The sequence below is a fragment of the Rhizobium leguminosarum genome (assembly GCF_019798305.1).
Classification (GTDB): Bacteria; Pseudomonadota; Alphaproteobacteria; order Rhizobiales; family Rhizobiaceae; genus Rhizobium; species Rhizobium leguminosarum_U.
Genome location: NZ_JAAXDD010000004.1, coordinates 29140 through 41792, shown reverse-complemented (window position 1 = coordinate 41792; position 12653 = coordinate 29140). Strand labels below are relative to the sequence as shown.

General features: G+C 62.0%; 13 protein-coding genes and 1 pseudogene. 9 read left to right on the top strand and 5 right to left on the bottom strand.

The genetic code is table 11. From position 1 onward, the window contains the following. The first annotated feature begins 77 nt into the window (after positions 1 to 77). The 3 genes from HFO99_RS08255 to ptsN all read left to right on the top strand — a co-directional run bounded on the left by HFO99_RS08255 (position 78) and on the right by ptsN (position 2394). Positions 78 to 1001, top strand: coding sequence for a DMT family transporter (locus HFO99_RS08255; protein WP_222360945.1), 924 nt, complete (start codon positions 78 to 80; stop codon positions 999 to 1001). 283 nt (positions 1002 to 1284) lie between these two features. Further along, positions 1285 to 1860, top strand: coding sequence for a ribosome hibernation-promoting factor, HPF/YfiA family (gene hpf, locus HFO99_RS08250; RefSeq protein ID WP_017958734.1), 576 nt, complete (start codon positions 1285 to 1287; stop codon positions 1858 to 1860). Positions 1861 to 1929: 69 nt separating this feature from the next. Continuing rightward, positions 1930 to 2394: a PTS IIA-like nitrogen regulatory protein PtsN gene (ptsN, locus tag HFO99_RS08245; RefSeq protein WP_018070085.1), complete on the top strand. Its 465-nt coding sequence runs from the start codon at positions 1930 to 1932 to the stop codon at positions 2392 to 2394. Positions 2395 to 2482: 88 nt separating this feature from the next. On the opposite strand, the gene HFO99_RS08240 is transcribed toward ptsN, so the two are convergent. The 3 genes from HFO99_RS08240 to HFO99_RS08230 all read right to left on the bottom strand — a co-directional run bounded on the left by HFO99_RS08240 (position 2483) and on the right by HFO99_RS08230 (position 7369). Continuing rightward, a complete protein-coding gene (locus HFO99_RS08240) occupies positions 2483 to 4816 on the bottom strand; it encodes a methyl-accepting chemotaxis protein (protein WP_222360485.1) in 2334 nt (777 codons plus the stop codon). 346 nt (positions 4817 to 5162) lie between these two features. Continuing rightward, positions 5163 to 6062, bottom strand: coding sequence for a ribokinase (locus HFO99_RS08235; protein ID WP_222360482.1), 900 nt, complete (start codon positions 6060 to 6062; stop codon positions 5163 to 5165). Between the two features lie 80 nt (positions 6063 to 6142). After that, a complete protein-coding gene (locus HFO99_RS08230) occupies positions 6143 to 7369 on the bottom strand; it encodes a DNA recombination protein RmuC (RefSeq protein ID WP_222332413.1) in 1227 nt (408 codons plus the stop codon). A gap of 106 nt (positions 7370 to 7475) precedes the next feature. On the opposite strand from HFO99_RS08230, the pseudogene HFO99_RS08225 reads away from it, so the two are divergent. The 6 genes and pseudogenes from HFO99_RS08225 to truA all read left to right on the top strand — a co-directional run. Then, positions 7476 to 7643: pseudogene (locus tag HFO99_RS08225) on the top strand (globin-coupled sensor protein); the annotation flags it as partial. 97 nt (positions 7644 to 7740) lie between these two features. After that, positions 7741 to 8256: a peptide deformylase gene (gene def, locus HFO99_RS08220; protein WP_222332412.1), complete on the top strand. Its 516-nt coding sequence runs from the start codon at positions 7741 to 7743 to the stop codon at positions 8254 to 8256. A 64-nt stretch (positions 8257 to 8320) separates the two neighbouring features. Beyond that, positions 8321 to 8605 (top strand): FitA-like ribbon-helix-helix domain-containing protein, encoded by a 285-nt coding sequence (locus HFO99_RS08215; protein ID WP_222360480.1) that lies wholly within the window; start codon positions 8321 to 8323, stop codon positions 8603 to 8605. Continuing rightward, positions 8602 to 9024, top strand: a complete 423-nt coding sequence (locus tag HFO99_RS08210) for a type II toxin-antitoxin system VapC family toxin (RefSeq protein WP_222248282.1) — start codon at positions 8602 to 8604, stop codon at positions 9022 to 9024. Before HFO99_RS08215 ends, HFO99_RS08210 begins: the two co-directional genes overlap by 4 nt. Before the next feature lie 20 nt (positions 9025 to 9044). Further along, positions 9045 to 9980, top strand: a complete 936-nt coding sequence (gene fmt, locus HFO99_RS08205; RefSeq protein WP_222360461.1) for a methionyl-tRNA formyltransferase — start codon at positions 9045 to 9047, stop codon at positions 9978 to 9980. Beyond that, positions 9980 to 10801 carry a tRNA pseudouridine(38-40) synthase TruA gene (truA, locus tag HFO99_RS08200; protein WP_222360459.1) on the top strand — a complete coding sequence of 274 codons (822 nt, stop codon included), beginning with the start codon at positions 9980 to 9982 and terminating at the stop codon, positions 10799 to 10801. Before fmt ends, truA begins: the two co-directional genes overlap by 1 nt. Here the strand turns inward: truA and HFO99_RS08195 are convergent, their stop codons facing one another. After that, complete coding sequence (locus HFO99_RS08195) at positions 10802 to 11398, bottom strand: hypothetical protein (protein WP_222332408.1); 597 nt, start codon at positions 11396 to 11398, stop codon at positions 10802 to 10804. Next, positions 11385 to 12578, bottom strand: a complete 1194-nt coding sequence (dapE, locus tag HFO99_RS08190) for a succinyl-diaminopimelate desuccinylase (protein ID WP_222360457.1) — start codon at positions 12576 to 12578, stop codon at positions 11385 to 11387. Before dapE ends, HFO99_RS08195 begins: the two co-directional genes overlap by 14 nt. Between the last annotated feature and the right edge of the window lie 75 nt (positions 12579 to 12653).

Sequence of the window (12653 nt, the reverse complement as noted above, 5' to 3'; positions counted from 1 at the left end):
TCCTCTCCGGTGCCCTGCGCCTTTTCAGACGCGCAACGGCGCCGCAACCCTTTGAATTGTCTTCAATGAAGATCGAAATGCCGACGATGACGCCGCAAAATCCGAACCTTGCCAGGGAGCATTTCCTGCTGCTGGTGCTGGCGACCCTCTGGGGTTCCTCCTATAGCTTCATCAAGATCGGCGTCGAGACTATCCCGCCGCTAACGCTGATCGCCGCCCGCACGCTGATTGCCGGCGGCATTCTGCTTGCCGTGCTGCGCCGCCGGCGTGTCCGCCTGCCGCGCGATGGTGCGACCTGGCGCCGGTTTTTCGTTCAGGCCTGTCTGAACAGCGTCGTCCCCTTCACGCTGATCGCCTGGGCAGAACAGTCCGTCGATGCCGGATTGGCGGTGATCCTGAATTCGGCAACGCCGATCTTCACCTTCCTGCTGACCGTGCTGATGACCCGCCATGAGCAGGTGACACTGCGAAGGCTTTTCGGCGTCATCGCGGGGCTTGTCGGCATCTGCCTTGTCATCGGCGTTGAAGCGCTCGGCGGTCTCGGCGAAAGCCTGATGGCGCAGCTGGCCATCATCCTGGCGACCATCTGCTATGCAGGTGCCGCGATTTTCAGCAAGAACTTCAAGGGGCTCGATCCCGCAGTGCCGGCGGCCGGCTCGTTGATTTCAGGCGCGGTCATTCTCCTGCCTATGAGCCTTGTCGTCGATCAGCCATGGGAACTCAATCCGTCGGCGGCATCGATGCTGGCGCTACTTGCCCTCTCCGCCTTTTCGACGGCCCTTGCCTTTACGATCTATTTCCGTCTCGTCCAGACGCTGGGTTCGGTCGGAACCACCTCGCAAGCCTATCTCAGAGTGCCGATCGGTGTTGCGATCGGCATCGTCTTTCTCGGCGAAAGGCTGAGCCAGACGGCCTGGGTCGGACTCGTCTGCGTCATATCAGGTGTCGCCGCCATGACGATCCCCGCAAGAAGGGACGCAACGCAAGCGCGAAACGCGTAAAGTGGATGGGCTGGCGATTGGCGATATGCCTTGCCCGACAAGGTATCCGCCACACGTGCCGCCGAGGGTGATTCGGCGCCCTATTGACTTTTGGGCATGCTGTGGCTAGAAGCCCGCCGCAATCGATGCCGCGAACGGCGTCTGGAGTTATCCCCAGCATCAGAAGGGTACCAAGGACCCGCAGGCCTAAGCCGATCTTGCTTGAGATTGTGCGAAGTGCTTGGATGAACCTGAGGCTTGGCGTAAACTGATACCCGCAAACGACCATAAGAAGGGAAACTCCATGAGTGTGCGTGTATCCGGGAAACATATGGAAATTGGTGAATCCTTCCGTCAAAAGATCGAGGACCAAATTGGTATGGCCATCACGAAATACTTCGACGGGGGATATTCCGGCCAGGTGACCGTGGAAAAGGCGAGTTCTCGTTACTCGGCGGACTGCAAGCTTCATCTCGACAGCGGGGTGGTACTGCATGCGGCTGGCGAAGCGACCGACCCGCAGTTGGCTTTCGACGCCGCCTCGCAGCGGATCGAAAAACGGCTGCGGCGTTACAAGCGCAAGCTGAAGGACCATCACGCCGGAAACCATCTGAATGGTTTTGCAGAGGTCTCCTACACGGTTATGGATTCCGTTCCTGATCACGATGATGAAATCGCCGACGATTTCGCTCCGGCCATCGTTGCTGAAAGCACGAAGCAGCTGAAGACCATGTCGGTCGCCACCGCCGTGATGGCGCTCGACATGACCGACGAGCCGCTTCTTCTGTTCCGCAGCCCCGGCAAGGAACATCTGAACATCGTTTACCGTCGGCACGACGGAAATATTGGCTGGATCGATTCAGCCAGTATCAAAGGCTGAGATCAGCGTGGTGAGCGGCGGTGTTCCGCCGCTCCTTGCATTTGATCCCGGCGACAGAAGGAAAAAGAAATGGCATTGGCAGATTTGCTCCATCAGGATGCGATCATTCCCGCCCTCAGAGTAAATTCCAAGAAACAGTTGCTTCAGGAATTGGCTGCAAGAGCCGCCAGGATCACCGGGCTTTCCGAACGGGAGATCTTCGACGTTATCCTGCAGCGCGAACGCCTGGGCTCGACCGGCGTCGGCAACGGCATCGCCATTCCCCACGGCAAGCTGGGAAACATCCATTCGATCGTCGGTATCTTCGCCCGGCTGGAGCAGCCCGTCGATTTCGAGGCGCTAGATGATCAACCGGTCGATCTCGTGTTCCTGCTGCTTGCGCCGGAGGGCGCAGGCGCCGATCATCTCAAGGCTCTGTCGCGTATCGCCCGCGTGCTGCGCGATCACGATCTGGTCGCCAAGCTGCGCGCCACCGATTCCTCCCAGGCGATCTATGCCTTCCTCAACGAAGAGCAGACGTCGAACGCTGCCTGACGCACGCCGCGCGATAACGCATCTATTCTCGCATGCAAAAGGCGCCTGATCTCTCAGGCGCCTTTTTACATTATGAGGGGTTAATCGATCAGAACTCTTCCCAGCTGTCTTGCGCCACGGCCGCGGACCCGCGCGACGGGACAACGGAGCGACGGACCGCGGGGGCGCGAGGCGAAGGGGCCGCGGCTGTCGGCGCCCGCATCTTTTGCGCGACCGAGCCAAGCGCTGCGGCGTTCTCCGAACCCGAGACATTGAAGCGGGTGGCGAGCGCCTTCAGCGTCTGTGCCTCGTCGTTGAGTGCGACGCTGGCGGCGGTCGCTTCCTCCACCATCGCCGCATTCTGCTGCGTTACCTGGTCCATCTGGTTCATGGCCTGGTTGATTTCCTTCAAGCCGACAGCCTGTTCGCTCGCCGATGCCGAGATCTGCCGGATGAGGTCGTTGATGCCCATCACCTGTTCGGCGATCTTGTGCAGCGTGCCGCCGGCGCGCCCGACGAGATCGACGCCTTCCTTGACCTGGACGGCCGAGCTGTTGATCAGCGTCTTGATTTCCTTGGCGGCATTGGCCGAACGCTGCGCGAGTTCACGTACCTCCTGGGCGACGACGGCAAAACCCTTGCCGGCTTCCCCGGCACGCGCCGCCTCGACACCCGCATTCAGGGCGAGCAGGTTGGTCTGGAAGGCGATCTCGTCGATGACGCCGATGATCCGCGAAACCTCCGTCGAAGATTGTTCGATCCCTTGCATCGAGGCAATCGCCTTCTGCACCACTTCGCCCGACTTTTCCGCATCCTGGCAGGCGAGGTTGACGTTGTCGGCCGCCGTGCGCGCATTCTCGGCGCTGGAATCGACCTGCGCGGTGAGCTCGTTGAGCGCCGCCGCCGTCTCTTCCAGGCTTGCGGCCTGCTGCTCGGTGCGCTTGGCGAGGTCGGAAGCGCTGTTGCTGATTTCGCCGGTGCCGGAGCCGATGTTGGCGACGCTGAGGTTCATCGTGTTGATCGTCTCTTCGAGGCTCGCAAGGGCGGCGTTGAAATCCTGTTTCAGCTTGCCGTATTCGCCGGGGAACTCATCGGTGATGCGGTGGCTGAGATTGCCTTGCGACAGCGCGGAAAGGCCGGCGCCGACGATCGAGACGATATGGCGCTGCAGCGACACCGATTCCTGGCGTTCCGATTCCGAGCGGCTGCGCTCGGTCTCGGCGGCCTGGCGCTGGTTGGCGGCCTCGTCTTCGATGCGGCGGCTGTCGGCGAGCGTGAAGCGGAAGCCTTCGAGCGCCTTGGCGACCGAACCGACTTCGTCGCTGCGGTCCTGGGCGGCGATTGGTTCGCCATATTGGCCGTCGCTCAGCGCCCTGACGCTGGCGACCAGCCCGCCGAGCGGCCGCTGCACGAAAGAGCGGACCGCGAAATAGAGCGCCAGCATGACCGCGCCAAGCACGATCAGCCCGTTGATGATCATCATATAAGTCTGGTCGCGCACCGGCGCGTTGATCGCCGTGTGCGGCACGTCGACGAGCACGACCCAGGTGGCGTTGACGCCGGGGACCGCGAACGGATAGACGACGCGATCGAAGGGATCGAGGCCGTCATAGCTGAGGTTCCTGACGAGGCCGGGCTGCTTGCTCGACAGCGCCGACTTGACGATGTCGGTACCCTCGCCGTCATATTCCTTGGTCATCAGGTCGGGGATCGGCGCGACGATCCAGTTGCCGGCCTGCGACAGCAGCGTGACTCGGCCCGAACCGAAAGGATGCAGCGCCTGCAGCTTGTCGGTCAACGACTTCAGCGAAATATCGACGCCGCTGACGCCGATCATCTTGCCATCAGACATGACCGGATAGGCAATCGAGGTCAGTAGCGTCGGCACATCCGTTCCCTCGGCCATATAGGGCGTGGTGATCGCGCCCTTGCCGCTGTCGGCGGCAAGCTTCCACCATGCGGCGGTATAGTCATTGTCGAAGGTCGAATATTGGATGCCGCCGTCCTTGGTCTTCGACCAGTAGGGCGTGAAGGCGCCGTTCTTGTTGGTGCCTTCGTCATTGTTGTTGGCAATCTCGGTGGTCTTGCCGTCAAGCGCGCCGAGTTGTTCGCAGAACCAGCTGCCGAAGGCGAAGGCGTTCTGCTCGAGATTGGCCTTCAGCACGTTGATCATGCCCTTGCGGTCGAGCGATTTGCCGTCATGGCCACGGCCGATGACGCCCGACATGGTGCGAGCGGCGCTGGCGAGTTCGCCGACATGGGCGGCGATTTCGTTGGCGATCGATTTCGCCTCGAGGTTGGCCTGATCCATCGTCAGCGTCTGGACGCGATCCCGGGTCTGGCCGATGAGGAAAAAGTTCGAAACAATGAGAACAAGCGCGATAGCGATGCCGGTGATGACGATAAGTTTCGCGGCAAGCGATTTCATGCGAAAAATGAACATGGGGCCCTCGGGCAAGGATGCGCCGAACGGGCATTCTCCGGCGCAGGAGCAAAGGCTTCGCCCCGTCATGGAGCAGCCGCCTACAGCGCCGCGCGTCTTTTCGAGACGCGCAAAGGACGCTGTAGCACTTTGAATGGCTGCATAATTTTATCCTTAAATCGATTCCGATTTAAGGAATTATGCAGTGGACAGCTGGATTCCAAAAGTGCAAGGAACCGGCGACCACGGGCAACATCGCCGGAGATCTCTTAAATTTGAATGAAACTCGATCGATCGAGACAAGGAAAATCGCCGGAACGCCCTGAATTACAGGGAGTTTTGCCGGCGGTTTCGCAAAGAGACGCCCCTATATCCTGTCTGCGACTTCCTCGCTCAAGGGGATCGAAGGTTGCGCCCCTGCCTTGAGGCATGCGAGCGAACCGGCAACCGCCGCACGACGCAGCGCCGAGACAAAATCGAGGCCGTCGTCGAGGCTCGCGGCGAAATAGCCGCAGAATGTGTCTCCTGCGCCGACCGTATCGACAGGTTCGATCTTGAGACCCTGCGCTCGTGAAATCGCCCCGTCGCGGATGGCGATGACCCCGTCGGCGCCGAGCGTCACGATCAGCGTCTGGCCCGTCTCCGCATGCAGGCGCGCAAGGGCTGCCTCGCGCGCTTGGGCGTCCATGCTCTCCTGCCCGGCGAGCCTCTCGAATTCGGTCTCGTTGGCGATGACGATATCGGCAAGCCGGCCGAGACGCGGCGCATCGGGGATCAGCGGCGCGAGGTTGAGGATGCTGGTGACGCCCTTGGCGCGGGCAGCCGACAGCGCGCGCTCGACGGCAGCAGCCGGTACTTCGAGCTGCAGCATCAGGATATCGCCTTCGTTCATGCGGCCGATCGCCGTCTCGGCATCGGCAGGCGCGACTTGGCCATTGGCGCCGGGAACGACGGCAATCATGTTCTCGCCGTCGCCGCGGACAAGGATCAGCGCCGTACCTGTTGGACCGTCGACATGGTTGATGAGGGACAGGTCGGTGCCTGCATCATCGAGCAGGGCCAGCGCCTCCGCAGCAAAGGCATCCTTGCCGACGGCGCCGGCCATATGCACGTAGCGGCCGGCGCGGCGCGCTGCCAGCGCCTGGTTGGCGCCCTTGCCACCGGCGGCCGTCGCAAAGCCGTTGCCGGCCACCGTCTCGCCGGGCTTCGGCAGGCGCTCGGTCGTGGCGATGAGATCCATGTTGATGGACCCGAAAACTGTGATCATGAATGTGTCCCGTCTTCTGGAGCATGCGGACGACATCATGCTCCTACTGTTTCATGCGGGCGAGACACTGCCCGAAGCGATCACTCCTCGTCAACCACCCGGAGCTTCAGAAGACCGGTGCGGCTTTCTACCGATTTGGCCGCGGCCTCGCCGTCGCGGGCGGAGCTTGCATCGCCGCCGCCCGCCTCGAATTCCAGCGCTTCGATCTTGGCGCCGCGCCTGGTGAGCTTGTCGGCTGACGTGACCACCATGTCGATATCCTTCTGCGCCATGGCGAAATGGCCCTGCAGCTTGCGCACCCGCTCGTCGAGGCGGCTGAGGTCGTCCATCAGTATCGCCACTTCACCCTGGATCAGATGCGCCTGCGCCCGCATGCGCTGATCCTTGAGCACGGCCTGGATGACCTGGATCGACAGCATCAGCAGCGACGGTGAGACGATGACGATGCGTGCGCGGTGCGCCTTCTGCACCACCGGCTCGAAATGCTCGTGGATCTCGGCGAAGATCGATTCCGACGGCACGAAGAGAAAGGCCGTATCCTGGGTCTCCCCCTGGATCAGGTATTTCTCGGAAATGTCCTTTATATGGACCTCCATGTCGCGGCGGAACTGCTGGCCGGCGATCTTGCCGGCCTCGGGGTTGCCGGCGTCGCGGATCGCATTCCAGGCTTCGAGCGGAAATTTCGCGTCGATGACAAGCGGCGGCGCGCCGTTCGGCATGCGGATCGTGCAGTCCGGCCGCGAACCGTTGGACAGTGTCTGCTGGAAGGCGTAGGCGCCCATCGGCAGACCGTCGGCGACGATCGTTTCCATCCTGGACTGGCCGAAGGCGCCGCGCGTCTGCTTGTTGGACAGAATGGCCTGCAGCCCGACGACATCCTTGGCGAGCGTCTGGATATTGTTCTGCGCGGCATCAATGACCGCCAGCCGCTCCTGCAGCCGCTGCAGGTTCTCATGCGTCGATTTCGTCTGCTCGGTGATCGTCGAACTGACGCGCTGCGACATGCCGTCGAGGCGTTGGCTGATCGTCTGGTTGAGTTCGCTCTGCCGCGCGCCGAAGACCTCGGTCATCGCCGCGATGCGGCCCTGCATCTCCGCCTGGATCTTCAAAAGCTCGGCCATGCGCGCTTCGTTTTCCTCAGCACGAAAGCTCGCTTCCTCCGCCTGCTCGCGGCGAAGGCTGACGCCGCGCAGCAGAAGCACGATCACCAGCAGGGCGAAGGCGGCGAGAACGCCGCCGACAAGCGCCACCATGGCCGGGCTGATCGAGGCAAGGGCAAGGGCGAGCGATTCGGAATGTATGGTCATGCCGCGAGCATAACAGAAGAAATGGCGATATATAGATCAAAACGTGAACGGAATGGGGTGGCCTCAATATCCTCGCAAGCGACCGCTCTTCCTCCCGTGGGGAGAAGTCCGCAACATGGGTGCGATCACCCAGCAGAATTCAGACATGGTCGAGCAATCCTCGGCGGAAACCAGCCGGCTCAAGGACGAGGTGGAGACCCTGATCGAGCTGCTGCGGCGCTTCCGCGCCCGGCCGGAGGGCCGCTCCGCCGGTGCTGGTCGACGGGCTGCCTGAGGCCAATATGGCAAAATTCCAGACGGGGATGCAAAAAAGCGTATTCCGCGCCTACCGGATAATTCCATAGTCGGAAAAGATGGGTTATGGGAACGCCATGACCATCAAGCCACTCATCATTCTTCCCGATCCCGTTCTCCGCCAGCTGTCCAAGCCGATCGAGCGGGTGGATTCCGACCTGCAGCGTCTTGCCGACGATATGCTGGAAACCATGTACGACGCGCCGGGCATCGGCCTTGCCGCGATCCAGATCGGCGTGCCGCGCCGCATGCTCGTCATCGACATCGCGCGCGAGGGCGAGGAAAAGCAGCCGCAGGTCTTCATCAATCCTGAGATCGTCAAATCCTCCGACGAGCGCTCCGTCTATGAGGAAGGCTGTCTTTCGATTCCGGATTATTATGCCGAGGTCGAACGGCCGGCCACCGTCTCGGTCAAATATCTCGACCGCAACGGCAAGGAGCAGACCGTAGAAGCCGACGGGCTGCTTGCCACCTGCCTGCAGCATGAGATCGACCACCTGAACGGTGTGCTCTTCATCGATCACATCTCGCGGCTGAAGCGGGAGATGGTGATCAAGAAATTCACCAAGGCGGCGAAGTCCAAGGCGCTCTGACGCTGCGTTGAAAATTCACCGGCCAGGCACTATGATATCACTGATATCATGACGGAGGTGCCGAATGGGTGATTTTCTGATCAGAAATATTTCCGAAGCAATGAAGCGAGACATTGCGGAATCGGCGCAGCGGAGCGGCAACAGCCTTTCTGACGAGGCCAAGGAGCTTTTGCGGGAAGCGCTGAAAAGAAAAACAGAAGCAAGGCCCGAGACTTTGTCGGCGTACGAAGCAATACGCGCCGCTTTCGTCAGCGAAAACGCAGTCGACGATGAATTTGCTGCAATCATGGACAAAATCGAGGCCGAGCGGAAAAAGGATTTCGGCCGGCCGTTCGAGTATTTCGAATGATCGTTCTCGATACGAATGTGATTTCCGAGTTCGCCAGGCCATTGCCGAATGAAAAGGTGAAGACCTGGATATTGCGGCAGGATAGCTCGAGAATCTGGCTTTGCACGGTTGGCTTGACGGAGCAGATTTACGGAGCCGAAAGGGTTTTCTTGAAGACAGGATCGGACCGCTTCTTTCGCGCGATCGAGAATTTGGTGAAAGGCCAGTTTCGCGACCGGATCGCCGGCTGGGATTTGGAAACGGCCATGGCAACCGGTCGCTTGCGGGCGAAACGCGAAAGCATGGGGCGGCCGATTTCTGTCCAGGATGCTATGATTGCCGCCATCTGCCTTACGAACGGCGCGACGCTTGCTACCCGCAACACCAGAGATTTCGAGGGGCTTGATCTCAAGCTCGTAAACCCGTTTGAAGACGGCTGATCCTCAATTGGCGAGATAAAATGTCTCTTCGCATCATCTTCATGGGAACCCCGGAGTTCTCGGTTCCAACCCTGCGCCTGCTCGTCGATGCCGGCCACCGGATCGTTGCTGTCTATACGCAGCCGCCACGGCCGGGCGGTCGGCGCGGGCTTGATCTCCAGAAATCGCCGGTGCATCAGGCGGCAGAACTGCTCGGCCTCCCGGTCTTCACCCCGGTCAATTTCAAGGCCCCCGAGGAGCGTGAAAGGTTTCGCGCGTTCAATGCCGATGTCGGCGTCGTCGTTGCTTACGGGCTATTGCTGCCGGAAGCGATTTTGAATGGCACCCGGGATGGCTGCTACAACGGTCATGCCTCGTTGCTGCCGCGCTGGCGCGGTGCCGCACCCATCCAGCGGGCGATCATGGCCGGCGACGCAAAGACCGGCATGATGGTGATGAAGATGGACAAGGGCTTGGATACCGGTGCCGTAGCGCTGACCCGCGAGGTCGAGATCGGCCCGAACATGACGGCCGGCGAGCTGCACGACCGGCTGATGCTCGTGGGCGCCAAGGCGATGGCAGAGGCCATGGTGAAGCTGGAGATGAACGATCTGCCGCTGACGCCGCAGCCGGAAGCCGGCGTGCTTTATGCCGCCAAGATCGACAAGGCCGAGACCCGCATCGATTTTTCCAGGGATGCCAAGGACGTGCACAATCACATCCGTGGCCTGGCGCCGTTTCCGGGGGCCTGGTTCGAGCTCGAAATCGGCGGCAAGCCGGAGCGGGTGAAAGTGCTGGCGTCCGAACTGGCTGAGGGGCAGGGTGCTGCCGGGCAATTGCTGACGGATGATCTTGTGGTCGCCTGCGCTTCGGGCGCGGTGCGGCTGACCAGGCTGCAGAAGGCCGGCGGCAAGCCGCTGGCGGCGGCCGATTTCCTCAGGGGCACGCCGCTTGCGGCGGGCACGAGGCTTTCCTGATGCCGCGTTTCCGCATGACCGTCGAATATGACGGCCGCCCCTATGTCGGCTGGCAGCGGCAGGAAAATGGCCATTCGGTGCAGGGCGCGATCGAGGCCGCGGTGCTGTCGCTGACCGGCGAGGCAGTGTCGGTCCGCGGCGCGGGACGCACCGATTCCGGCGTCCACGCCATGGGGCAGGTGATCCATGCCGATCTTTCGAAGGCGTGGTCGCCCTACCAGCTGCAGAATGCCTTGAACGCGCATCTGCGGCTCGCCGGCGAGCGGGTCTCCATTCTCGACGTCGAGGTGGCTCCCGAGTTCTTCGATGCGCGTTTTTCGGCGCTGCGGCGCCATTACCTCTATCGCATCGTCAGCCGGCGGGCGCCGCTGGCGCTCGAAGCCGGCAAGGCCTGGTGGGTGCCGAAGGTGCTCGATCACGAGGTCATGCACGCCGCCGCCCAGCGGCTGGTCGGTCGGCACGATTTTTCCACCTTCCGCGCCGCCCATTGCCAGGCAAACAGCCCGGTGCGCACGCTCGACCGGCTGGATGTGACGCGTAACGGCGAGCTGATCGAGATCCGCGCCACGGCGCAGAGTTTTCTCCACAACCAGATCCGTTCCTTCGCCGGCACGCTGAAGCTTGCCGGCGAAGGCAAATGGACGCCTGATGATGTCGAGGCAGCGCTTAAGGCGCGCGACCGCAAGGCCTGCGGCCCGGTGGCGCCGCCGGACGGGCTCTATTTCATGCAGGTGGATTATCCCGACGTGATCCCCGATCGCCGAAGGCCGGTCACCGATAATGATGACGGCGCCGAAAGCGATGATCTATCGGAGGCTTGATCAGGCAGGATAGATGCCGAGGAAGTGTTGCAGATATTCCGAAAGGATCATTGATGGCACGAGCAGCACCAGTGTCAGCGCCCCGGTCATCAGCGCATGACCGTGGCAGATCATCCGGAGAATGCGCGCCAGGACGAAGACCTGCGCCAGCATGAAGGCGAGCAGCAGCAGCGAGACGAGGCCGACGGAGCCGGGCAGAAAGAACACCAGCGCCAGCAGCAGCCCGTTAATATAGGAGAGCGGCACGCCGAGCCAGTTGACGCTGACGACGACGGGGGCGAAACGCTCGCCCATGCGAAAAGCAAGCAGCAGCAACCCGGCAAAGACCAGCGGCACGAACCAGTTGGCGACCTCGACGAGGCCGAGCCTGATGTAGAAAGGAAAATCAACATCGGCTTCCGGCGGCATCGCCCGCAGGAAGGCCTGTCGCCACCAGAGCCAGGAAATCCCCATCGGCGGCAGGCACCAGGCCATCGCCCAGAACGAACGGTTGACGCCGCGCTCGGACATGTCGAGGTAGCGGAAGCCGCGCGGATCCAGCCGGATCAGCAGCCAGAGGCCGGCCAGATAATATTGGACCTCCCTAAAGCCCGGCATTGGCGAACCAGCGGGCGATGAAGATTTCGTAGATCGCCGTCAGCATCTCCAGATCGGCGACAGCGACGCGCTCATCGACCATGTGCATCGTCTGACCGACGAGGCCGAACTCGACGACCGGGCAATAATCCTTGATGAACCGCGCATCCGACGTGCCGCCGGTGGTCGAAAGCCGCGGCGATTGGCCGGAAATGCTTTCGACGGCTGAAGACAGCGAGGCGATCAGCGCATTGTTGCGCGTCAGGAAGACATGGCTCGGCCGGTCGGCCCAGACGATATCATAGGCCACCGGTTCGCGGCCCGGCCGCAACGCGCCGTTGCCCGCAGCGGCGTCGAGACGACGCAGGATTTCGGCACGCAGCGTTTCGGCGGTCCAGCTATCGTTGAAGCGGATGTTGAAGCTTGCCGATGCCTTGGCGGGAATGACGTTGGTTGCCGGATTGCCGACATCGACCGTGGTCACTTCGAGGTTCGACGGCTGGAAATCGTCGGTGCCGCCGTCAAACGGCGGGTTCATCAGCGCGTGCGTCAGTTGCAGCATGCCGCGCACCGGATTGTCGGCAAGATGCGGATAGGCGGCATGGCCCTGGACGCCGTGAACGGTGATCCTGCCCGACAGCGAGCCGCGCCGGCCGATCTTGATCATGTCGCCCAGCCTGTCCGGATTGGTCGGCTCGCCGACGAGGGAGGCATCCCAGTGCTCGCCGCGTTCGGCCGCCCATTGCAGCAGCTTGATCGTGCCGTTGATCGCCGGGCCTTCTTCGTCACCGGTGATCAGGAAGGAGATCGAGCCGTTGGGCGGCCCGTTTTTCTCGATATGACGGGCAACGGCGGCGACGAAACAGGCAATGCCGCCCTTCATGTCGACGGCGCCGCGGCCGAAAAGCTCGCCCTTCGAAATCTCGGCGCCAAAGGGCGGATGCGTCCAGGCGGATTCGTCGCCGACCGGCACGACATCGGTATGGCCGGCAAACATCAGATGCGGCCCGTCCCTGCCGAGGCGGGCATAGAGGTTTTCGATGTCGGGTGTTCCCTCTTCGCTCGCCTTCACCTTGTCGACGGAAAAGCCGAGTGGCGCAAGCATCGCCTCCAGCGCCGACAGCGCGCCGCCTTCGGCGGGCGTCACGGACGGGCAGCGAATCAGCGTCTGGAGATTGGCGACGGGGTCGGTAGCGGTCATGGCGGTCGAACTATCCGGCGGGAATGGCAAAGACATGGCAAGGCGGGGCCGCCTCGCGTAAAAAGACGCCGTCTG